The sequence below is a fragment of the Bradyrhizobium sp. USDA 4502 genome (assembly GCF_054063355.1).
In genome coordinates this window covers 8,940,591-8,962,565 of the sequence record NZ_JBSSGF010000001.1, presented here as the reverse complement: position 1 = coordinate 8,962,565, position 21,975 = coordinate 8,940,591, and the positions used below count along the sequence as shown (strand labels likewise).

General features: G+C 65.8%; 23 protein-coding genes and 1 riboswitch. Of the genes, 12 read left to right on the top strand and 11 right to left on the bottom strand.

From position 1 onward, the window contains the following. Positions 1–88 precede the first annotated feature (88 nt). Positions 89–2,482 carry a heavy metal translocating P-type ATPase gene (locus ACVW1B_RS41845; RefSeq protein ID WP_456777601.1) on the bottom strand — a complete coding sequence of 798 codons (2,394 nt, stop codon included), beginning with the start codon at positions 2,480–2,482 and terminating at the stop codon, positions 89–91. 65 nt (positions 2,483–2,547) lie between these two features. Here ACVW1B_RS41845 and ACVW1B_RS41840 point away from each other — a divergent pair, with 65 nt between their 5' ends. Continuing rightward, entirely contained in the window at positions 2,548–2,823 is a 276-nt protein-coding gene (locus tag ACVW1B_RS41840) for a metal-sensitive transcriptional regulator (protein WP_018269815.1), read from the top strand. A gap of 242 nt (positions 2,824–3,065) precedes the next feature. Here the strand turns inward: ACVW1B_RS41840 and ychF are convergent, their stop codons facing one another. The 4 genes from ychF to ACVW1B_RS41820 all read right to left on the bottom strand — a co-directional run bounded on the left by ychF (position 3,066) and on the right by ACVW1B_RS41820 (position 6,154). Continuing rightward, positions 3,066–4,163, bottom strand: coding sequence for a redox-regulated ATPase YchF (gene ychF, locus ACVW1B_RS41835; RefSeq protein WP_057016605.1), 1,098 nt, complete (start codon positions 4,161–4,163; stop codon positions 3,066–3,068). 61 nt (positions 4,164–4,224) lie between these two features. Then, on the bottom strand, positions 4,225–4,839 hold the full coding sequence (gene pth / locus ACVW1B_RS41830) for an aminoacyl-tRNA hydrolase (RefSeq protein WP_253604190.1): 615 nt from the start codon (positions 4,837–4,839) through the stop codon (positions 4,225–4,227). 55 nt (positions 4,840–4,894) lie between these two features. Beyond that, the gene (locus tag ACVW1B_RS41825) at positions 4,895–5,617 is read right to left on the bottom strand and encodes a 50S ribosomal protein L25/general stress protein Ctc (protein ID WP_283064486.1); all 723 of its coding nucleotides are present in this window, start codon (positions 5,615–5,617) and stop codon (positions 4,895–4,897) included. A 276-nt stretch (positions 5,618–5,893) separates the two neighbouring features. After that, on the bottom strand, positions 5,894–6,154 hold the full coding sequence (locus ACVW1B_RS41820; protein ID WP_050384261.1) for an accessory factor UbiK family protein: 261 nt from the start codon (positions 6,152–6,154) through the stop codon (positions 5,894–5,896). Positions 6,155–6,331: 177 nt separating this feature from the next. Here ACVW1B_RS41820 and ACVW1B_RS41815 point away from each other — a divergent pair, with 177 nt between their 5' ends. From ACVW1B_RS41815 to ACVW1B_RS41785, 7 genes are all read left to right on the top strand, one after another. Continuing rightward, positions 6,332–7,066, top strand: coding sequence for a dienelactone hydrolase family protein (locus ACVW1B_RS41815; protein ID WP_057016608.1), 735 nt, complete (start codon positions 6,332–6,334; stop codon positions 7,064–7,066). Positions 7,067–7,081: 15 nt separating this feature from the next. Then, positions 7,082–7,924: a prolipoprotein diacylglyceryl transferase gene (lgt, locus tag ACVW1B_RS41810; RefSeq protein ID WP_057016609.1), complete on the top strand. Its 843-nt coding sequence runs from the start codon at positions 7,082–7,084 to the stop codon at positions 7,922–7,924. A gap of 99 nt (positions 7,925–8,023) precedes the next feature. Continuing rightward, positions 8,024–9,082 carry a class I SAM-dependent methyltransferase gene (locus ACVW1B_RS41805; RefSeq protein WP_456781767.1) on the top strand — a complete coding sequence of 353 codons (1,059 nt, stop codon included), beginning with the start codon at positions 8,024–8,026 and terminating at the stop codon, positions 9,080–9,082. Further along, positions 9,079–9,846: a peptidoglycan editing factor PgeF gene (pgeF, locus tag ACVW1B_RS41800; protein ID WP_456777602.1), complete on the top strand. Its 768-nt coding sequence runs from the start codon at positions 9,079–9,081 to the stop codon at positions 9,844–9,846. The genes ACVW1B_RS41805 and pgeF overlap by 4 nt, the downstream gene beginning before the upstream one ends. A gap of 74 nt (positions 9,847–9,920) precedes the next feature. Then, positions 9,921–10,853, top strand: coding sequence for a MerR family transcriptional regulator (locus tag ACVW1B_RS41795; RefSeq protein ID WP_092089027.1), 933 nt, complete (start codon positions 9,921–9,923; stop codon positions 10,851–10,853). A 102-nt stretch (positions 10,854–10,955) separates the two neighbouring features. Continuing rightward, entirely contained in the window at positions 10,956–11,576 is a 621-nt protein-coding gene (locus ACVW1B_RS41790; RefSeq protein ID WP_310879671.1) for a hypothetical protein, read from the top strand. 179 nt (positions 11,577–11,755) lie between these two features. Next, entirely contained in the window at positions 11,756–12,709 is a 954-nt protein-coding gene (locus ACVW1B_RS41785; RefSeq protein ID WP_028344316.1) for a ribose-phosphate pyrophosphokinase, read from the top strand. Between the two features lie 158 nt (positions 12,710–12,867). Here the strand turns inward: ACVW1B_RS41785 and ACVW1B_RS41780 are convergent, their stop codons facing one another. Together ACVW1B_RS41780 and ACVW1B_RS41775 are read right to left on the bottom strand one after the other, a co-directional pair. Further along, entirely contained in the window at positions 12,868–13,674 is an 807-nt protein-coding gene (locus ACVW1B_RS41780; RefSeq protein WP_456777603.1) for an SDR family NAD(P)-dependent oxidoreductase, read from the bottom strand. A 104-nt stretch (positions 13,675–13,778) separates the two neighbouring features. Then, on the bottom strand, positions 13,779–14,360 hold the full coding sequence (locus ACVW1B_RS41775) for a 6,7-dimethyl-8-ribityllumazine synthase (RefSeq protein WP_283064504.1): 582 nt from the start codon (positions 14,358–14,360) through the stop codon (positions 13,779–13,781). Positions 14,361–14,438: 78 nt separating this feature from the next. Then, a riboswitch (FMN riboswitch) is annotated at positions 14,439–14,592 on the bottom strand. A 441-nt stretch (positions 14,593–15,033) separates the two neighbouring features. On the opposite strand from ACVW1B_RS41775, the gene ACVW1B_RS41770 reads away from it, so the two are divergent. Further along, entirely contained in the window at positions 15,034–15,534 is a 501-nt protein-coding gene (locus tag ACVW1B_RS41770; RefSeq protein WP_456777604.1) for a YbjN domain-containing protein, read from the top strand. Positions 15,535–15,684: 150 nt separating this feature from the next. After that, positions 15,685–16,560: a pyrroline-5-carboxylate reductase gene (proC, locus tag ACVW1B_RS41765; RefSeq protein WP_456781768.1), complete on the top strand. Its 876-nt coding sequence runs from the start codon at positions 15,685–15,687 to the stop codon at positions 16,558–16,560. 123 nt (positions 16,561–16,683) lie between these two features. Here the strand turns inward: proC and ACVW1B_RS41760 are convergent, their stop codons facing one another. From ACVW1B_RS41760 to ACVW1B_RS41745, 4 genes are all read right to left on the bottom strand, one after another. Beyond that, positions 16,684–17,094, bottom strand: a complete 411-nt coding sequence (locus ACVW1B_RS41760) for a thioesterase family protein (RefSeq protein WP_253604206.1) — start codon at positions 17,092–17,094, stop codon at positions 16,684–16,686. A 137-nt stretch (positions 17,095–17,231) separates the two neighbouring features. Continuing rightward, positions 17,232–17,435, bottom strand: coding sequence for a tautomerase family protein (locus ACVW1B_RS41755; RefSeq protein WP_018269806.1), 204 nt, complete (start codon positions 17,433–17,435; stop codon positions 17,232–17,234). 119 nt (positions 17,436–17,554) lie between these two features. Continuing rightward, positions 17,555–19,069 carry a histidine--tRNA ligase gene (hisS, locus tag ACVW1B_RS41750; protein WP_456777605.1) on the bottom strand — a complete coding sequence of 505 codons (1,515 nt, stop codon included), beginning with the start codon at positions 19,067–19,069 and terminating at the stop codon, positions 17,555–17,557. Between the two features lie 143 nt (positions 19,070–19,212). Then, the gene (locus ACVW1B_RS41745; RefSeq protein ID WP_456777606.1) at positions 19,213–20,292 is read right to left on the bottom strand and encodes a branched-chain amino acid aminotransferase; all 1,080 of its coding nucleotides are present in this window, start codon (positions 20,290–20,292) and stop codon (positions 19,213–19,215) included. Positions 20,293–20,622: 330 nt separating this feature from the next. Between ACVW1B_RS41745 and ACVW1B_RS41740 the strand changes: the two genes are divergently transcribed. Together ACVW1B_RS41740 and ACVW1B_RS41735 are read left to right on the top strand one after the other, a co-directional pair. Beyond that, entirely contained in the window at positions 20,623–21,171 is a 549-nt protein-coding gene (locus ACVW1B_RS41740) for a MarR family winged helix-turn-helix transcriptional regulator (protein WP_375166630.1), read from the top strand. A 19-nt stretch (positions 21,172–21,190) separates the two neighbouring features. After that, positions 21,191–21,895, top strand: a complete 705-nt coding sequence (locus ACVW1B_RS41735) for a response regulator (RefSeq protein ID WP_375166656.1) — start codon at positions 21,191–21,193, stop codon at positions 21,893–21,895. The last annotated feature ends 80 nt before the right edge of the window (positions 21,896–21,975 follow it).

Genomic DNA, 21,975 nt, shown 5'->3' with positions numbered 1-21,975 from the left:
CAGCGCAGCGAAATCCGGGGGCATCTCCACGTGGCGAGACCGGCCCCGGATTACGCTGCGCTTCATCCGGGCTACCGATCTTGCTGGCTCAATCCAGCCTCGTCCTCGCCAACCGCAGCGCATTGCCGATCACGCTGACCGAAGACAGCGCCATCGCGGCGGCGCCGACCATCGGCGACAGCAGGATGCCGAACAGCGGATACAGCACGCCGGCCGCGATCGGCACGCCGGCCGCGTTGTAGACGAAGGCGAATGCCAGGTTCTGGCGGATGTTGTGCATGGTCGCGACCGACAGCCGCCGCGCGCGCACCAGGCCCATCAGGTCGCCGGTGAGCAGCGTGACGCCGGCGCTCTCGATCGCGACGTCGGTGCCGCCGCCCATCGCGATGCCGACATCGGCGGCGGCGAGCGCCGGTGCGTCATTGACGCCGTCGCCCGCCATCGCGACGGTGCGCCCCTCGCCGCGCAGCCGCTGCACGACCTCGCTCTTGCGCTCCGGCAGAACGCCGGCCTCGACGTCGTCGATGCCGAGCGTCTTTGCCACCGCCCGCGCGGTTGTCTCGTTGTCGCCGGTCAGCATCACGATGCGCAGGCCCTCGGCACGCAGTGCCTGCAGCGCGCTGGTCGCGGACGGCTTGACCGGATCGGCAATTGCGATCACCCCGGCGATGCGGCCGTCGACCGCGACATAGATCGCCGTCGCGCCGTCCCGCCGTGCAGCCTCGGCCGCCTCGTCGAGCGCTGCCGTCGCGATCTTCAACTCGGCCATCAGCACCGCGTTGCCGAGCGCAACCTGCCTGCCCTCGACCGTGCCGGTCGCGCCCTTGCCGGAGGGCGAGGCAAAATTGCTGACGGCGGCGGATGCGAGCTTGCGCTCCCTGGCAGCGGCGATAATCGCCTGCGCCAGCGGGTGCTCGCTGCCCTGCTCGACACTGGCGGCAACGCGCAGCAGATCGCTCTCGTCGAATCCTTCGGCAGCAATGACGCGCACGACCTTCGGCTTGCCCTCGGTGAGCGTTCCGGTCTTGTCGATGACCAGCGTATCGATCGCCTCCATCCGCTCCAGCGCCTGCGCGTCGCGGATCAGGATGCCGGAATGCGCACCGCGGCCGACGCCGACCATGATCGACATCGGCGTCGCCAACCCCAGCGCGCAGGGGCAGGCGATGATCAGCACCGTGACGGCGGCGACCAGCGCGAAGGTCAGGCGCGGCTCGGGGCCGAACACCGTCCAGGCGATGAAGGCGAGCGCGGCAGCGGCGATCACCGCCGGCACGAACCAGCCGGCGACGCGATCGGCCAGCCGCTGGATCGGCGCGCGTGAGCGCTGCGCCTTCGCCACCATGTCGACGATCCGCGACAGCATGGTGTCGCGGCCGATCTTCTCGGCGCGCATCACGAGGCCGCCGCTCTGGTTGACGGTGCCGCCGATCACCCTCTGGCCTTCGGCTTTCGTGACCGGCATCGACTCGCCTGTGACCATGGACTCGTCGATGACCGCACTGCCCTCGATGACGACGCCGTCGACCGGCACCTTCTCGCCCGGCCGCACGCGCAGGCGGTCGCCGACCTTGATCGCGTCGATGTCGATGTCCTCGTCGCCATGTTCGGTGATGCGCCGCGCGGTCTTGGGGGCGAGACCGAGCAGCGCGCGGATCGCGCCCGAGGTCTGCGCGCGGGCGCGCAATTCCAGCACCTGGCCGAGCAGCACCAGCACCGTGATCACGGCTGCCGCCTCGAAATACACCGCGACCGCGCCGTGCATGTCGCGGAACGCGGGCGGGAACAGCTGCGGCGCCAGCGTCGCGACCACGCTGTAGACATAGGCAACGCCGGTGCCCATCGCGATCAGCGTGAACATGTTGAGATTGCGGGTGACCAGCGACTGCCAGCCGCGCACGAAGAACGGCGCGCCGGCCCACAGCACGACCGGCGTCGCCAGCACGAGTGAGACCCAGTTCGACCAGTGCAGCGGCACCAGCTGCATCAGTCCGAGATGGCTGCCCATCTCGAGCACGAACACCGGCAAGGTCAGCGCGAGGCCGATCCAGAACCGCCGCGTCATGTCGATCAGTTCGGGATCGGGACCGTCGTCGAGCGAGACCTGCTCGGGCTCCAGCGCCATGCCGCAGATCGGGCAGCTGCCGGGGCCGACCTGGCGCACCTCGGGATGCATCGGGCAGGTGTAGATGGTGCCCGCGGGCGCCGGCGGCTCCTCTTCACGCGGCTTGAGATACTTCTCAGGGTCGGCTTCGAAGCGCTCGCGGCAGCGGCCGCTGCAGAACAGGTACTCCTCGCCCTGGTAGCTGAAGCGGTGCTTGGCGGTCACCGGATTGACCTTCATGCCGCAGACCGGATCGATAGCGAACGCCGCCTCGGCCGGCGGCGTGTCGTGATCATGCTTGCCGCAGCAGCAGGAATGCGCGGCCGCGCCATTGTGGTGATGATCCGCGTGCGAATGGTCGTGCTTTGCGTGTGCCACGAAACTCTTCCCGGCCGGTAACCCGACCTCTTGATTTAGATACCCTAGGGGGGTATATGAGACCTATGAGAGACGAGGTCAAGACATCCTGCTTAAAACGGCTCAAACGGATCGAAGGTCAGATCCGCGGATTGGCCGCCATGGTCGAGGACGACCGCTATTGCATCGACGTGGTGACGCAGATCGCGGCCGCGCGCGCGGCGCTGCGCCGCGTCGAGGAAGAGGTGCTGCGCGATCATGTGGCGCATTGCGTCGAGCATGCGATCTCGTCCGGCGACAAGGCCGACCAGCGGCGCAAGATCGCCGAACTGATGGACGTGATCGGGCGCGCGGATAGGTGAGGCGAGCGCCGCCCCATACTCGATGTCGTCCCTGCGAAAGCAAGGGACCCATAACCACAGGACGTGGCGATGAAGCGCGCTGGGGCCACAGCTCGCTTCAACAACACGACCCTGTGCTTATGGGTCCCGGGTCGCGCTTCGCTTGCCCGGGACGACGTGGGAAAGAGCGCCACCCGCACACTCAGTGTCGTCCCGGCCTTCGCCGGGACGACGTGGGGAAAAAGCTCTCTCGAAATCGATGCTCAGGTATTGAATCTGAAATGCATGACGTCGCCGTCGGCGACGACGTACTCCTTGCCTTCAAGCCGCAGCTTGCCGGCATCGCGCGCGCCGGCTTCGCCGTTGCCGGCGATGTAGTCGGCATAGGCGATGGTCTCGGCACGGATGAAGCCCTTCTCGAAATCGGTATGGATCACGCCGGCGGCAGCGGGCGCCTTGGTGCCGCGGTCGATGGTCCAGGCGCGGGCTTCCTTCGGGCCGACGGTGAAATAGGTGATGAGATCGAGCAGCCGGTAGCCGGCGCGGATCAGCCGATCGAGGCCGGCCTCTTCCAGACCCAGCGTCTCCAGGAAGTCAGTGCGTTCCTCACGCGACAACGTCGCGATTTCGGATTCGATCTTGGCCGAGATCACGACCGCGACCGCGCCCTCCTCCTTGGCGCGCTCGAACACTGCCTTGGAGAAATTGTTGCCGTCCTTGGCCGAGCCTTCCTCGACGTTGCAGACGTAGAGCACGGGCTTCGAGGTCAAGAGCCCGAGCATGCGGAACGCACGCTCCTCCTCCGGCTTGCGTTCCAGTCCGCGGGCAGGCTTGCCGTCGCGCAGCAACACCAGCGCGCGGTTGACCAGCTCGAGCTGCTCCTTGGCTTCCTTGTCGTTGCCCTTGGCCTTCTTCGAGAGGTTGTCGACGCGCTTCTCGAGGCTGTCGAGATCGGACAGCATCAGCTCGGTCTCGATGGTCTCGATGTCGGCGAGCGGCGCGATCTTGCCTTCGACATGGGTGATGTCGGAATCCTCGAAGCAGCGCACCACATGGGCGATGGCGTCGACTTCGCGGATGTTGGCGAGGAACTGGTTGCCGAGACCTTCGCCCTGCGACGCGCCGCGGACGAGGCCCGCGATGTCGACGAAGGTCAGCCGGGTCGGAATGATCTGCGCGGACTTCGCGACCGCCGCGAGCTTCTCCAGCCGCGGATCGGGCACCGCCACCTCGCCGACATTCGGCTCGATGGTGCAGAACGGATAGTTCGCCGCCTGGGCGGCCGCCGTCTCGGTCAGCGCATTGAACAGCGTCGACTTGCCGACGTTAGGCAGCCCGACGATCCCGCATTTGAATCCCATGTCTTCCTCAATATTCTCTGGTTCGTCATGGCGGGCTCGTGCCGATGACGAATAAGGGAGATCAGGCCGGCTTCTCGCCGCCGTTCTCACCCTTGTCGAAAAATCCCTTGGCCTGCATCGTCAGATGCACCTTGTTGGCGAACGACGCGTCGTGCCCCGCAGCCAGCAGGCCGGCATTGTCGGCGACGGCCTGGCACAGGGCCTCCACCCACGCCCGGTCGCTCTTGGCGAAGTCCGACAGCACGTGGCTGTGCACGAGCTCCTTGACGCCGGGATGACCGATCCCGAGCCGCACCCGCCGGTACTCGTTGCCGATATGCGCGGAGATCGAGCGCAGGCCGTTGTGGCCGGCGATCCCGCCGCCGATCTTGACCCGCACCTTGGCCGGCGGCAGTTCGAGCTCGTCCTGGAACACGGTGATGTCGGAGGGCGCGAGCTTGAAGAAGTTCGCCGCTTCCTGCACCGCGCGCCCGGACTCGTTCATGTAGGTGGTCGGCTTCAGCAGCACGACCTTCTCGCGATCGACGACGCCCTCGGAGGTCTCGCCCTGAAAGCGACGGCGCCATGGTGCGAAACCATGACGCCGTGCAATCTCTTCGACCGCCAGGAAACCGATATTGTGCCGGTTGCTGGCGTATTTCGCGCCGGGATTACCGAGACCGACAAAAAGGCGCATGGCGCGGCATCCCGCGTCGGCGCGCCATCAGACGATCGCGCGCCGACCTGATCGGTTACTTCTTCTTGTCGCCACCGGCGGGAGCCTTGGCACCCGCGGCCGGAGCTGCAGCACCCGCAGCCGGAGCGGCCGCAGCGGCCGGAGCTGCAGCACCCGCGGCCGGAGCAGCGCCACCGGCAGCAGCCGCAGCCGCGGCCTTCTGCTCTTCGGCGTAGCCGGACGGCGGCACGAGGGTGACCAGGGTCGCGTCCTCGCGGGTCAGCGACTTCACGCCCTTGGGCAGCTTGATGTCGGTGAGATGCAGCGAGTGGCTGATCTCGAGGCTGCCGACATCGGCTTCGATGTATTGCGGAATGTTGTCGACCGCGCATTCGAGCTCGAGCGCGTGGGTGACGATGTTCACGGTGCCGCCGCGCTTGATGCCGGGGGCGGTTTCCGCGTTCACGACGTGCAGCGGCACGCTGACGCGGATGGTGGCGCCTTCGCCGAGCCGCATGAAGTCGACATGGACCGGGAAGTCCTTCACCGGGTCGAGGTGGTAGTCGCGCGGAATCACGCGGTGCTTCTTGCCCTCGAGATCGATATCGAACAGCGTCGTGAGGAACCGGCCCGCCAGGATGCGCTGGCGCAGTTCACGGTCGTCGACCGAGATGGTGACGGGGGGCTGGTTGTCTCCGTAGATCACTCCGGGAACTCTCCCGGCGCGACGCTCTGCCCGGGCGGCCCCCTTGCCGCTCTTCGGACGCGCGGTCGCCTTCAATTCCTTGACGGTCGCCATAGCGTTAAGTCCTTGTATTTAAAAAGTTAAAGGCCGCAGCGCGGCCCATGCTCAGGTCCACAGCAAGCCTCCAGGGGTGCGGGGGCCGCGGACGTGGCGGGCTTTTAGCCCCAAAGGGCCGAAATGACAAGGAAATGAAGGGATTTTTCTTGGGTTACCGAGCGAGGATCGTAGCCCGCATGGAGCGAAGCGAAATCCGGGACCACTGCCTCCGCGGGGCCGGCCCCGGATTGCGCTTCGCTCCATCCGGGCTACGGGGCTGCGCTCCGGGCCTTTTCAGCCGGCCGTACCGCCGAGCTTGGCTTCCAGCGCCGCGATCCTCGCCTTCAGCGCCTCGTTCTCCTCGCGCGCCAGGCGGGCCATGTCCTTGACCGCGTCGAATTCCTCGCGCTTGACCACGTCGAGGTCGCGCAGGATCCGTTCCGCCTGGTTGCGCATGACCGTGTCGACCTCGCGCTTGACGCCCTGGGCGGCGCCCGCGGCATCGTTCATCAGACGGCCGATCTCATCGAAAAACCGGTTGCTGGTCTGGGTCATCTCGCAAAACTCTCCGCGTTCACTGCCTCGCGCCAAAGACAATGGCGATCTCAGCCATCCGGTTCAAGTCCGCCGCGAATGGCAGGCCTCCCGAGGCTTGCCTTGTCATGCTCCGGTTTCCTTGCAATCGTATGAACTCACAACAGAAATCGCACACATAACGCGAGCAGAAACGCCATGATCGACCAGACCGTCGAGATCCCGACCAAGGACGGCAAGACCACCACCTTCATCACCCATCCCGAGCGCGGCGGCCCCTTCCCCGTCGTCATCTTCTACATGGACGCGCCGGCGATCCGCGAGGAGCTGCGCGACATGGCGCGTCGGCTCGGCACGTCCGGCTATTATGTGATGCTGCCCAATATGTATTACCGCGCCGGCGTGATGGAGCTCGGCCCGATCAATCCCGATCCGGAATCGCCCGAGCGCAAGCGCATGTTCGAGCTGATGCACTCGCTCAACATTCCGCTGGTGATGGAAGACACCAAGGGCCTGCTCGCCTATGCCGAGACGCAGAAGGCCGCCAACACCAGGATCATCGGCACCGTCGGCTATTGCATGAGCGGCCGCTATGCGGTGAACGCGGCGACGCATTTCGGCGATCGCGTGAAGGCCGCCGCCTCGGTCTACGGCACGCATCTGGCGACCGACCAGCCCGACAGTCCGCATCTTGCCGCGCAAAAGACAAAGGCCGAACTCTATTTCGCCTGCGCCGAGACCGATATCTACGCGCCACAGGACATCATCGAGCAGGTGAAGGCCGGCATGAAGGGATCGAACAACGAGGTCGAGATCTATCCCGGCACGCATCACGGCTTTGCGTTCCCCAAGCGTCCGGTCTATGACCGCGACGCCGCCGAACGCCATTGGGAGCGGCTCCTCGCGCTTTACCGGCGCAACCTCGTGGGCTGAGCCTCAAGACGCACGATGCCGTTCCTGCTGATCGACTTTCCGGTGTTCAATCCCGTCGCGCTCTCGCTCGGGCCGATCGTGATCCGCTGGTATGCGCTGGCCTACATCGTCGGCATCGTGCTGGGCTGGATCTACGCCCGCTCGCTGATCAAGAAGGAGCGGCTGTGGGGCGGCCCGGCACCGATCACGCTGCCGCAGCTCGACGATTTCATCCTCTGGGTCACCATCGGCATCATCGTCGGCGGCCGCACCGGCTATGTGCTGTTCTACAATTTGCCCTTCTTCATCGCGCATCCGGCCGAAATCCTCGAATTGTGGAAGGGCGGCATGTCGTTCCATGGCGGCTTCCTCGGCTGCGTCGCCGCGGTGATGCTGTTTGCCCGCCGCAACAACATCCCGATCCTGTCGCTCGGCGACATCACCACCGCGGTCGCGCCGATCGGGCTGTTCCTCGGCCGGCTCGCCAATTTCATCAACAGCGAATTATGGGGCCGTCACGCCGATCCGAGCCTGCCCTGGGCCATGATCTTCCCCAATGGCGGGCCGCTGCCGCGGCATCCGAGCCAGCTCTACGAAGCCGGGCTCGAGGGCATCGTGCTGTTTGCGGCGCTGGCGATCATGATCCGGATGGGCGCGCTCAAGCGTCCCGGCCTGATCCTCGGCAGCTTCATCACGATCTACGGCGTTGCCCGAATCATCGGCGAGCACTTCAGGGAGCCCGACCCGCAACTCGGATTCCTGTGGGGCGGACTTACCATGGGCATGCTGCTGTCGGTGCCAATGATCATCGTGGGCGTTATCATCATCACGGCCGCCGTCCGCCGCAGGGCGAACGGTCCGGCACCGAGTTCAACCTGAACAAGTTCAATCTAAAGCAAGTGCAATCCAAGGAAGGCCGTGAACGAACCCTCCCCGCTGCTGGATGAGATCAGGAAGCTGATCAAGCTGTCCGGGCCTATGCCGGTCTGGCGCTACATGGAACTGTGCCTGATGCATCCGCGGTACGGCTACTATCTGTCGCGCGATCCGCTCGGCCGCGAGGGCGATTTCACCACGGCGCCCGAGGTCAGCCAGATGTTCGGCGAACTGCTCGGGCTGTGGAGCGCCTCGATCTGGCGCGCGATCGGCTCGCCGGAGACGTTCCGCCTGATCGAGCTCGGGCCCGGCCGCGGCACCATGATGTCCGACGCGCTCCGTGCGCTACGCGTGCTGCCGCCGCTCTACCAGTCGCTCAGCATCCACCTCGTCGAGGTCAACCCGGTGCTGCGCGAGAAGCAGTACGCGACGCTGGCGGGCGTGCGCAACATCACCTGGCACGATAGCATCGATGACGTGCCCGAGGGACCGGCGGTGATCCTCGCCAACGAATATTTCGACGTGCTGCCGATTCACCAGATGGTCCGGCGCGAGACCGGCTGGCACGAGCGGACCGTCGGGATGGATGCCAATGGCAATCTGTATTTCGCTCCCGCGCCCGAGCCGACGCCGCATTTCGAGGTGCTGCTGCCGCCGCTGGTGCGCGCCGCCCCGCTCGGCGCGGTGTTCGAATGGCGGCCCGACAACGAGATCATGAAGCTCGCCACGCGGCTGCGCGACCAGGACGGCGCCGCGCTGATCATCGATTACGGCCATCTGCGCAGCGACGCCGGCGACACCTTCCAGGCGATCGCGCGCCACAGCTTCGCCGACCCGCTGAAGAACCCGGGACAGGCCGACGTGACCGCGCATGTCGATTTCCAGGCCCTGGCGCGCGCCGCCGAGGATGTCGGCGCGCGCGTCCACGGACCGGCGACGCAGGGCGACTTCCTCAAGCGCCTCGGCGTCGAGGCCCGTGCGGCCGGACTGATGGCGAAAGCAAGCCCCGAAGTCTCCGCCGACGTCGCCGGTGCGCTGAAGCGGCTGACCGATTCCGGACGAGGCGGGATGGGCTCGATGTTCAAGGTCATGGCCATCTCCGACCCGCGCCTCACCTCGATCGCCGGATTGAGCGATCAGCCTGACGAGACCGAACAATGACATTAGGATCACCGCTGCTGTCGTCCATTCCGGGCCTGCGCCATGCCTTCTTCTCGCGCGAGGGCGGCGTGTCGGAGGGCATCTATGCCGCCCTCAATGGCGGGCTCGGCTCGCGCGACGATCCGGCCAAGGTCGCGGAGAACCGACGGCGGATAGCGGCGCAGCTCGGCGTGCCGCTCGATCACCTCGTCAGCGTGCATCAGGTTCACTCGCCTGACGTCGTGGCCGTGACCGGTCCATGGAATGGCGCCGCGCGCCCGAAGGCGGACGCGCTCGTCACGCGCACCGAGGGCCTTGCGATATCGGTCACGACGGCCGACTGCGGCCCGATCCTGTTCGTCGATCCCAATGCGCGGGTGATCGGCGCGGCGCATGCCGGCTGGAAGGGCGCGCTGACCGGCGTGCTGGAATCGACCATCGACGCGATGGAGAAGCTCGGCGCCGAGCGCGGCGGCATCGTCGCCGCCATCGGCCCGCTGATCCGCAAGGAGTCCTACGAGGTCGGCAACGAATTCGTCGAACGCTTCATCGAGGCCGATGCGGAGAACGGCATGTTCTTCATGCCCGCCGAACGCGACGGACACGCGATGTTCGATCTTGCCGGCTTCATCCGCATGCGGCTGGAAAATGCCGGCGTGCTGATGATCGACGATCTCGGCATCGACACCTATTCCGACGAGCGCTGCTTCAGCTACCGCCGCTCCGTGCATCGCAAGGAAGCCGATTACGGCCGGCTCGTTCACGCCATCGCGCTGGAAGGCTGACGCCGGGCACTCCCGCGATTTTTGTGCGACAAGCGTCTTGACTCTCCACCTGCTGGAGACCGGACAAGCGGCGCATGACACAACGCACCTACAGCATCGGCGAGGCGGCGCGGCTCAGCGGAATTTCCGTCCGCAAGCTCCGCTTCTATTCGGACCAGGGGTTGCTGCCGCCGGCCGGCCGCACCGCGAGCGGCTATCGCGTCTTCACCGACGACGAACTGGTTCGCCTCGACCTGATCCGCTGCCTGCGCGATGCGGGGCTCGGTCTCGATGCCATCCGTGAGGTTCTGACCAAGGAACTCTCGCTGGTCGAGGCGCTGCAGCTTCGCCTCGAGACGCTGGAAGCGGAGATCGCGGCACAGCGCCGCGTCGCCTCGGCCCTACGGGCTGCGTTGCGTTCACCGCAACTCACCGAAGCAGACTTGAGAAGATTTTTGACCATGACGCAGCTGTCCCGCACCGAGCGCCGCAACGTCGTCGAACGCTTTTTCGAGAAAGTGTCCGACGGCATCAACATCGACCGGAAATGGATCCGGCAGATGATCGAGACCAGCGTGCCCGAATTGCCGGACGAGCCGACGCCCGAGCAGTGCGATGCCTGGATCGAGCTTTCGGAAATGCTCAACGACCCTTCCCTCGTCGCCAACATCCGCGCCAACGCGGAGGACGTCTGGAATCACCACGTGCTGGATCTCGCCGCTTGGCAAGCGGCCAACGAAACCGTGCTGGCGAGAGCCAAGGAGATTATCGCGCGCGACCTCGGCCCGACGTCGGAGGCCGGCCAGGCGCTGGCGCGCGACTGGCTGGAAACATCGGCGCGATTGCTGAAGCGAAAACCTGATCTGGAATTCCGCAACTGGATCCGCGGCAAATATGCCCTGCACGATGCCCGTGCGGCGCGCTATTGGGAGCTCGTCGCCATCATGCGCGGGCAATCGCCGGACGCGAGCCCGAACCGCGAATGGGCCTGGATCACCGCAGCCATGCGGCACCATCTCTCTGACTGAGCAGGGAAATCCGAAACCTCGTGGCGCGCCGCCCGGATCGGTTAAGTGCTGTGGCCGTCCTGCCCTAGACGTTAAGCCGTTTTAACGATATCGCAGGATGCAATGAGGGAAGCGTCGAACCGCCAGTTTCAAACTGGGACAGCCGTGCGTGCCGCGATCGCATGTTCGTGGCTCGCGGTCGCGTGCGCGCTTGGCGGCTGCGCGGCCGGCGGCAACGTGGCCGACTCCTACGCCATGGCCACGCCGGCAAGCAGCGGCGCAACCGTTGCGTTCGAATCGATCGACGGCCCGCCGCCCCAGGTGTTCGACCGCATGGTCGGCGTGCTCGACAGCGAGTCCAAGCTGCGCAGCCTGTCGATCGTGTCGCGCCAGGGCGCTGCCGCCTATCGCGTGCGCAGCTATCTGTCGGCGCAGGTGGTGCGCGGCCGCACCATGATCGCTTGGGTGTGGGACGTCTACGACAGCAACCAGCAACGCGCGCTGCGGCTCTCCGGCGAGGAGCCCGCCGGCAAGGCCGGCCGCGACGCGTGGGCCGCCGCCGACGACCTAGTGCTGCGCAAGATCGCCCAGGCCGGCCTCAGCGGCCTGTCCGGCATGATCAATGGCGGCCCGGCGGACAGCCCCGCGCCCGCCCCGGCACCGGACCTCCGCGGGCCCACGGTGGCAAGCGCCCCGGCCGCCGCCGCGCCCGAGACCGTGGCGCTCGGCTATTCCGCCGACTAAACCCCGTTATCGCCCGGGGAAATGCGTTTTTTGCCCAGGAAAACGGCGGCCAAAGCCGGCTAATGGGTTGCCATCGGATGCGCCTGCCTGATATTCCCTCGCGCACCGAAAACCCGCCGGTTCTGTAAGGACTTGAGATGCTGAACGTCGTATCCAGCAAGGCGCGGGGGGAAGCATCGATGTCGGCAAAGAACGGATCAATCAAACTCGTCGCCGGCAACTCCAATCCTGCGCTGGCGCAGGACATCGCCAAGGGACTTGGCATCGAACTGACCAAGGCCGTGGTCCGGCGCTTCGCCGACATGGAGATCTTCGTCGAGATCCAGGAGAACGTCCGCGGCTCGGACATGTTCATCCTGCAGTCGACGTCGTTTCCGGCCAACGACAATCTGATGGAACTATTGATCATCACCGACGCGCTGCGCCGTTCCTCGGCGCGCCGCATCACCGCGGTGGTGCCCTATTTCGGTTACGCCAGGCAGGATCGCAGGTCCGGCTCGCGTACGCCGATCTCGGCCAAGCTGGTCGCCAACCTGATCTCGCACGCCGGCGTCGACCGCGTCATGACGCTCGACCTGCATGCCGGCCAGATCCAGGGCTTCTTCGACATCCCGACCGACAACCTGTTCGCGGCGCCCCTGATGGTGCGCGACATCAAAGAAAAGTTCGACCTCGCCAAGGTGATGGTGGTGTCGCCCGACGTCGGCGGCGTGGCGCGTGCCCGCGGCCTCGCCAAGCGCATCAACACCCCGCTCGCCATCGTCGACAAGCGCCGCGAGCGCCCCGGCGAGTCCGAGGTGATGAACGTGATCGGCGACGTCGCCGGCTACAACTGCATCCTGGTCGACGACATCGTCGATTCCGGCGGCACTCTGGTGAATGCGGCCGAGGCGCTGATCGCGCACGGCGCCAAGGAAGTCTCGGCCTACATCACCCACGGCGTGCTGTCCGGCGGCGCCGCCGCGCGCATCGCCTCGTCGCGGCTGAAGGAACTGGTCATCACCGACTCGATCCTGCCGACCGAGGCCGTCAACAAGGCGCCGAACATCCGCCAGATCTCCATCGCCGGCCTGATCGCCGAAGCGATCGGCCGCACCGCGGCGGAAGAGTCGGTTTCGAGCCTGTTCGATTAAATCGATATTTGCTGTCGTCCCTGCGAAAGCAGGGACTCATAACCACAGGCCTTGTTGTTGCGAAGGCTGTGGCTCCAGCGTTGTCAATCAATTCGCATTGGTGGTTATGGGTCCCGGCTCAAGGCCGGGACGACACCGAGTATGTGGCAGCCACCCCGCTAAAACCCCGGCCGTGGAACGTGGCTCATCAGCGTCCGCGCATAGCCGCCATCGACGATGATCTCCTCACCATTGACGTATGACGAGCGGTCGCTGGCCAGGAACAGGGTCGCGTCCGCCATGTCCTGCGGTGCGCCGATCCGGCGCATCGGCACCACGGCGGTGCGCCGCTCGGTGACCCCTGGCGTGTCGTAGAAGGCCTGGCTCATCGGCGTCACGACAAGGCCGGGGCTGACCACATTGCTGCGGATGCCATGCGGCCCCCATTCGGCGGCGAGTTGCTGCGAGAGCATGACGACCGCGGCCTTGCTGACGCTGTAGGCGCCGCTCTGCCCCTGCGCATTGCTGGCAGCGATCGAGGCGACGTGGATGAGGCTGCCGCGTCCGGCCTTGCGCATCTGGTGGCCGAACGCCTGGGCGCAGATGAAATAGCCGGTGAGATTGACCGCCAGCACCGCATTCCACTCCGCGAGCGGCAGCGTGTCGAGCCCGCCCGGGCGCAGCACCGCCGCTGTGTTGACGAGGATGTCGCAAGCGCCGAGCGTGCGCGCGACGGCGTCGGCGGCTGCCGCGACATTGTCCTCGCTGGTCGTGTCGCAGGTCGCGACGAGATGACCGTCGCCGAACTCGCCAAGCTTTGCCTTGGTCTCCGCAAGGGAGCGCTCGTCGCGATCGAGCGCGGCGACCCTGGCGCCGGCCCGCGCGAAACTGACGGCGATGGCGCGGCCGATACCGCCGCCTCCGCCGGTGACGACGGCAACGCGGCCCGACAGGCCGAGCCAGTCGGAAGAATGTTGTTCGGTCATGGGGCGCCTCCCGCGCGTTTTGGTTTTATGCCGCAAGCATAACCGAACGCGCCGCAGGCGAGAGCGATCCCGGCACGCATGCCGGAATCGCTTTTCCGCCGATGCTAGCCGGGGATCCCCGCCGCGACCTGGCCGCGCAGACGCTCGAGGCTGAGCAGCGTGTTGGCGCAGGCTTCCGCGACCTCGATCCCCTTGATGACGAAGTGCTTGCGGAAGAACTCGTAATGCACCTCGGTCTCGTGGAATTGCTGCGGCGTCAGCACCGCCGAGAACACCGGCACCTCGGTGCGCAATTGCACATCCATCAGCGCCTTGATCACGGTGTCGGCGACGAATTCGTGGCGGTAGATGCCGCCATCGACGACGAGCCCGGCCGCGACGATCGCGGTGTAGCGGCGGGTCTTCGCCAGCAGCTGGGCATGCAGCGGGATCTCGAACGAGCCCGGCACCTCGAACACGTCGACATTGGTGATATGGCGCGCCTCGATCTCCTTCAGGAAGGAGATGCGGCACTCTTCCACCACGTCGCGATGCCAGGACGACTGCACGAAGGCAACGCGCTGCGGCTTTGCGAAGTGCGGATGCTCCGGCGTCGGCGGATTGGCCGGCGTATCGGGAGCGATTTCTGCCTGGGGGGTTTGGACTTGAGAAGCTTGAACGTCTTGATCTTGCAACATCTGATTCATGGCTTTCCTCTTTCAGGACCAGAATCAGGGCACACGGACAACGACACGAGCCCACGCGAAAATCGCGTTGGCTGCCGCAACCGTTCTCTTTCATCCGGACTGTAACCGTCGGCTTCGGAATTGCACCGAATCTGCTGACCCTTCCGCCGGCTTCGCGGAGGAAGGCGCTCGCGGGCTTGGGCTCATCACCCTTACCGCCGGTGGGGATTTTCACCCCGCCCTGAGAACTCGGCACGCCCGGGATGGACGTGCCTGAGGAGAAATATGACCAAAGCGCGACAGCCGGGCAAGGCCTTTGGCATGGGGAAACGGCATGTCCCCATGAGCGCGTTGCGGCTCTGCGAGGTTGATGCGAGGGCCCGACAGCTGATTCACAGGCGCGGCGAAGCGCCGGCAAATGGTTAACAAAGCGTTACGCAAACGCCTAGATTCCGATTTGTTCTCAAAATCACAGATGTGGCGGAGATCAGCTGTGGACGATGCGCGCTTTGGCTGTGGACGGACTCGGCGTGCGGTTGCGCGGATTCCGCAAATCACATCACTTCATCGGCGTCAGGTCCAGGGGCATCCGGAAGCCCGCATCAGGAACTGCACTCGGCCACGACGCAGTATGTCGCAAGTGCCGGCTTCCGTGTGCGTATCAAGCGATCATAAGAACAAGGTCCGAGACGGCATGTCCCTCCTCGAAAGCATTATCGATTCCCGGAATAACCCGCTTGCGGTGGTCGAAGATATTGCCACCGACAACAACTGGGCGTTCGAGCGTTCCGGCGAAGACGAGGTGACGATCGTCTCCAAGGGAGACTGGATCGATTATCAGCTCTCGTTCACCTGGATGGGCGAGATCGAGGCGCTGCATCTCGCCTGCGCCTTCGACATGAAGATGCCGCAGGCGCGCCGCGCCGAGGTGCAGCGGCTGGTCGCCGCGATCAACGAACAATTGTGGGTCGGCCATTTCGATCTGTGGACCCACACCGGCATGGTGATGCACCGTCAGGCGCTGGTGCTGCCCGGCGGCCTCACCGCCTCCACCGCGCAGTGCGAGGCCATGGTGGTCAACGCAATCCACGCCTGCGAGCGCTACTACCCGGCGTTCCAGTTCGTGGTGTGGGCCGGCAAGTCGACCGCCGACGCGATGGCCGCGGCGATGTTCGATACCGAGGGCGAGGCGTAAGCTCCACGGACTCAATCGTCATGCGCGGGCTTGACCCGCGCATCCATCCGACAAAGCTGCTTTCATTCCGATGGATTGCCGGGTCAAGCCCGGCAATGACATTTGGCAGCTTGTGGCTCGCGCTTCACTTCACTAGAACCGCCTGTGGTTATGGGTCCCGGCTTTCGCCGGGACGACACCGGGTTTGTGGAGACGCCTGTGAGCACGAGCAGCGCACTGAAAAACTCGACCGGCACCATCGCGCTCGCGGGCGCGGGCAAGATGGGCGGCGCCATGCTGACCGGCTGGCTCGCGCAGGGCCTTGCACCCGAGCGCGTCGCGGTGATCGACCCGCATCTCTCGCCGGAGATTTCCGTGCTTGCCGCAAAGGGCGTGCGGCTCAATCCGCAGGCGAAGGATCTCGGCACGGTCGACACGCTTGTCGTCGCGGTGAAGCCGCAATCGTTCCGCGACGCCGGCGCCGCACTGAAATCCTTCGTCGGTCCCTCGACACTCGTCGTCTCGATCATGGCCGGCACGACCATGTCAGCGCTGGAAGAGGTTGTCGGCGGCGCGGTGGTGCGCGCGATGCCGAACACGCCGGCAGCGATCGGCCGCGGCATCACCGTCGCTGTACCGTCGAAGCGCGTCACCGCCGGGCAGCGCGCGATGACCGATGCGCTGCTGAAAGCGACCGGGCTCGTCGAATGGGTCGACGATGAGAGCCTGATGGACGCGGTGACCGCGGTCTCCGGCTCGGGCCCTGCCTATGTCTTCCTGCTCGCCGAGGAGCTGGCGCGCGCCGGCGTTGCGGCCGGCCTGCCCGAGCAGCTCGCGACCACGCTGGCGCGGGCGACCGTCGCCGGCTCCGGCGAGTTGCTGCATCGCTCGGATCTGCCGTCGGCGACCCTGCGGCAGAACGTCACCTCGCCCGGCGGCACCACGGCTGCGGCGCTCGAGGTGCTGATGGCCAGTGACGGCATGCAGCCGCTGATGACCCGCGCGATTGCCGCCGCGACAAGGCGCTCAAGGGAGTTGGCGAAGTAGCGCATGCACCGTCATTGCCGGGCTTGACCCGGCAATCCATCGAACAAGGACGCTTTCTTCCTTGATGGATGCGCGGGTCAGGCCCGCGCATGACGAGTTCGCCGGACCAACGACACAGGCCGCCTACTGCGCCGAACCCGACGTCCCGGCCAGCCGCTTGTTGAAGCTTTCGACATTGATCAGACCGCGGGCATGGCGGCCTTCGCCGAGCTTGCGCGAGCCCTCAAAGGCCTCGACCTCGAAGCGGATCACGCGGCGTTCGACCGCGATCACTTTTGAGGTCGTCCGCACGGTGGCGCCGACCAGCGCGGCGGCGAGATGGCGGATATCGACCTCGGTCCCGACCGTGACCCAGCCGGGCTGCAGCGCGGCGCGAATGGCATCGCCCGACGCCATCTCCATCTCGAGGATCATCATCGGCGTCGCATAGACCATCGGCATGCCCGGCACGAAATGCCCGACGGTGCGCTCCGGCGGCACCACGAGCATGCGCTCGGCGCTCATGCCGATCCTGATGAAATCGCGTGCGTCCATGGATGCCTTGCTCGTCATTCCGGGGCACGCGAAGCGTGAACCTCAGGTGCGCAATCGCGCATCGGGGAATCTGGAGATTTTGATCGAGATCCCCGGCTCGCGCTAATGCGCGCCCCGGGATGACGCGCTTTCGCGCGTCACTTCTTCGCCGCAGCCGCGCGCTCGACGAACGACTTGCCGCCCTTCATCTTGTGATGCAGCGGCGCTTCGTTGATCTGGATCACGACCGCGTCGGCATCGACGCCGAGATTCTTCACCAGTGCCTGGGTGATGTCGCGCATCATGCCGAGCTTCTGCTCGTCGGTGCGGCCGGCGGCCATGCTCACGGTGATCTCAGGCATTGTTGCTCTCCCTCTTGTTGTCGCCATGGCCGGGCTCCTCCCGGCCATTCACGTCGCCGCGCATCAAACAAGAGGTGGATGCCCGGCACAAGGCCGGGCATGACGTCACAAGCGAATGGCTATCCCCACGCCACGTCATGCCGCGCCAGGACCTCGCGGACCCTGGCGACCAGATCGGCCTCCGCGCAGGAGAACTGCGCCGGACGCGTCTCACGCCATTCCTGGTTGGAGGCGATCGCAGCGGCGGCCTTGGCGCCCTCGATCAGATCCTTGATCTGCACCTCGCCGCGCGCCTTCTCGTCCGAGCCCTGGATGATCACGCAGGGCGAGTTGCGGCGATCGGCATATTTGAGCTGGTTGCCCATGTTCTTCGGATTGCCGAGATAGAGCTCGGCGCGGATGCCGGCCTGGCGCAACTGCGCGACCATCTTCTGGTAGTCGGCGACGCGATCGCGGTCGAACACGGTGACGACGACAGGACCGAACTCGGCCTGCGTGTCGAGCTGGCCGAGCATCGTCAGCGCCGCCTGCAGGCGCGACACGCCGATCGAGAAGCCGGTTGCCGGCACCGGCTCGCCGCGGAAGCGCGAGACCAGACCATCATAGCGGCCGCCGCCACCGACCGAGCCGAACCGCACCGGGCGGCCCTTCTCGTCCTTGGTGTCGAGCAGCAGCTCAACCTCGTAGACCGGGCCGGTGTAGTATTCGAGGCCGCGAACAACGGTGGGATCGATGCGGATGCGATCCGCGCCATAGCCGGACGCCGCGACCAGCTTGGCGATCTCCTCGAGCTCGCTCACGCCGGCCTGACCAACTTCGCTCTTCGCCAGATAGGTCTCCGCCGCAGCAATCGCCTCTCGCCAATCGTCGCGCTGCTGCGTGACGGCCAGGACGATATCGGCATCCGCGGGGCTCAGGTCGGCGCCCTTGGTAAAGTCGCCCTTGCCTTCTTCGCCGCCATCCCATCGTCCGGGACCAAGCAGCTTGCGAACCTCGTCGGCGGGAAATTTGTCCAGCTTGTCGATCGCGCGCAGCACCGTGAGACGGCGGCCCGCATTCTCCTCACCGCCGAGGCCGATCGCCTCGAGCACGCCGTCGAGCACCTTGCGGTTGTTCACCTTCACGACATAGGAGCCGCGCGGAATGCCGAGCGCTTCCATCGTGTCGGCCGCCATCATGCAAATCTCGGCGTCGGCCGCCGGCGTCGCCGAGCCGACCGTGTCGGCGTCGAACTGCATGAACTGGCGGAAGCGGCCGGGACCGGGCTTCTCGTTGCGGAAGACATAGCCGAACCGATACGACCGATAAGGCTTCGGCAGCGCGTCGAAGTTTTCCGCGACATAGCGCGCCAGCGGCGCGGTGAGGTCGTAGCGCAGCGATATCCACTGCTCGTCATCGTCCTGGAACGAGAACACGCCCTCATTGGGCCGGTCCTGGTCGGGCAGGAACTTGCCGAGCGCGTCGGTGTATTCCATCGCCGGCGTCTCCACCGGCTCGAAGCCGTAGAGCTCGTAGACGGCGCGGATCTTCTCGACCATCGCCCGCGTGGCATTGATCGCGGCCGGGCCGCGATCTTCCAGCCCGCGCGGCAGGCGCGCCTTCATTTTCTGGGGTTTTTTGGGTTTCTCGGCCATGAGCGGCCGTTTACCAGCCGGCGCGCAAGGCGGCAACCGGTGCCGCTACGCTGTCATTCCGGGGCGCGTCGAACGACGCGAACCCGGAATCTCGAGATTCCGGGTTCGATGCTGCGCCTCGCCCCGGAATGACGTTGCGTCCGTCACTGGACGTTCCTGATCCAGTTATGCGGGTCGTTGGTGCGACCGTACTGGATGTCGACCAGCTTCTTGCGCAGGCCCATGGCGACCGGGCCGGCCACGCCGCCGCTGATCTGGAAGTCGCCGCTCGCCGAGCACACCTTGCCGATTGGCGAAATGACGGCCGCGGTGCCGCAGGCGAACGCCTCCTTCAGCTTGCCGCTGGCGGCGTCAGCGCGCCATTGCTGGATGGTATAGGGCTCCTCGCGCACACGCGTGCCGGCATCCTTGGCAAGCGCGATGATCGAGTCGCGGGTGATGCCGGGCAGGATGGTGCCGAGCGGCGGCGTCAGCAGCGAGCCGTCGTCGAATGCGAAGAACACGTTCATGCCGCCGAGCTCCTCGATGTAGCGGCGCTCGACCGCATCGAGGAACACGACCTGGTCGCAGCCCCGTTCGATCGCCTCGGCCTGCGCGCGCAGGCTGGCGGCGTAGTTGCCGCCGCACTTGACGGCGCCGGTGCCGCCGATCGCGGCGCGGGTGTAATTCTCCGACACCCAGATCGACACCGGCGCAGGGCCGCCCTTGAAATAGGAGCCGACCGGGGAGGCGATGACCGAGAAGATGTATTCGGCCGACGGCTTCACGCCGAGGAAGACCTCGCTCGCGATCATGAAGGGCCGCAGATAGAGACTGCCCTCGCCGCCCGGGATCCAGGCGCGATCGATCCGCACCAACTGCTCGACCGCATCGATGAACAAATCCTCGGGCAACGGCGCCATCGCCATGCGCTCGGCCGAATCATGGAAGCGGCGGGCATTGGCGTCCGGCCGAAACAGGTTCACGCCGCCGTCGTCGCGCTTGTAGGCCTTGAGGCCTTCGAAAATTTCCTGGGCGTAGTGCAGCACCGCGCCGGCCGGATCGAGCGGAAAATTCGCGCGGGCCTCGATGCGGGCACTGTGCCAGCCCTTGCCCTGGCTGTAGCGGACGATCGCCATGTGATCGGTAAAGACCCGGCCGAAGCCAGGGTCCACGAGCTTCGCCGCGCGATCCTTGTCGGATGTCGCATTCGGCGAAGGCTGGATATCAAATTTCAAAGTCATTTTTCTTGCTTTCCGCTGTCGGAACCGGCGCGATACCCGGCGCCGGCCTGTTTCCCCCGGAGCCATCAGGCTCGGCTGGCCCGAACTTCACCACCGCCGGCCGCGCCGCCGGCTTCCATCGCCAACATGCCGTTTAGACATGCTTTTGCGGAATGCTGAAGTCCAGTATGTTTGCCCAAATGCCGCTCGACAATCGCACGGTAGTCCAATTTGCGGCCCAAACCGCCTCACAGGCTCGTTCAGGCCGCCTTAAGCGCTGTCGAGGACAAAACGACCTAATGTTTCGTCGTGACAGGCGGTTTTGTAACATTGAACCCAAGATACGTCAATATGACTGACATAAATTTCTCAGGCATGGCTGCCAAGCCCGATTCGCAGGGAGACGACAACGCTCCTGGGGCGGGGGCGCGCGACCTGCGCTGGGACATCATCGAGCTGTTGTTCTTCGCCTACCGCGACTTTGTCGGCGATGCCGACCAGGAACTGGAGGCGTTCGGCTTCGGCCGCGCCCACCACCGCGTCATCCACTTCGTCACCCGCTATCCCGGCCTGAAGGTCGCCGACCTGCTCGACGTCCTGCGCATCACCAAGCAGTCGCTCGGGCGCGTGCTCAAGCAGCTGCTCGACGAGGGCTACATCGTGCAGAAGACCGGCAACAACGACCGCCGGCAGCGCCTGCTCTACGCCACCCCGAAGGGCGAGGCGCTGGTCGCCAAGCTCGCGGGGCTGCAGACCGACCGCATCAACCGGGCGGTCGCCGGCATCGATCCGGCCGGCGTCGAGACGGTTCGCCAATTCCTCCGCGCGATGATCGACCGCGACGATCCCGACAAGGTGCTCGAAGCGATCTTCGGCGGCGGCAGAAAAACGAGGGAGTGAGCTGGTGCAGGCTGCAACCATGATGCGCGCGCCGGTCGAGCCGGCCGACGACGCGCCGCATCTTCTGCTGGTCGACGACGACCGCCGCATTCGCGACCTGCTGTCGCGCTTTCTTTCCGGCGAAGGCTACCGGGTCACGACGGCAATGAGCGCCACCGATGCGCGCGCCAAGCTGCTCGGGCTGCATTTCGACCTGCTGATCCTCGACGTGATGATGCCCGGCGAGAACGGCTTCGACCTCGCCCGCTTCATCCGCAGCTCCTCGACGGTGCCGATCATCATGCTGACCGCCCGCCACGAGGCGGAAGCCCGCATCGAGGGCTTGCAGATCGGCGCCGACGATTATGTCGCCAAGCCGTTCGAGCCGCGCGAGCTCGTGCTCAGGATCGGCAATATCCTCAAGCGCAGCGCGCCGCCGCAGGTCGCAGTCGTCGAGCAGATCGCGTTCGGCCCCTATATTTTCCACATCGAGCGCAGCGAACTGCGTCAGGGCGAGGAGATCATCCACCTCACCGATCGCGAGCGCGAGATGCTGCGCATCCTCGCCAGCGCGCCCGGCGAGACCGTGCCGCGCGCCGAGTTGACCTCCGGCGGCACCGTCAACGAACGCGCGGTCGACGTGCAGATCAACCGCCTGCGCCGCAAGATCGAGCACGATCCTGCCAATCCGCTGTTTCTGCAGGCGGTGCGCGGCATCGGCTATCGCCTAGTGGCTTCGCCCTGAGCATGACCCAGAAAGTAGCCCGCATGAGCGAAGCGATATGCGGGGTTGGCAAACCCCGGATATCGCTTCGCTCATCCGGG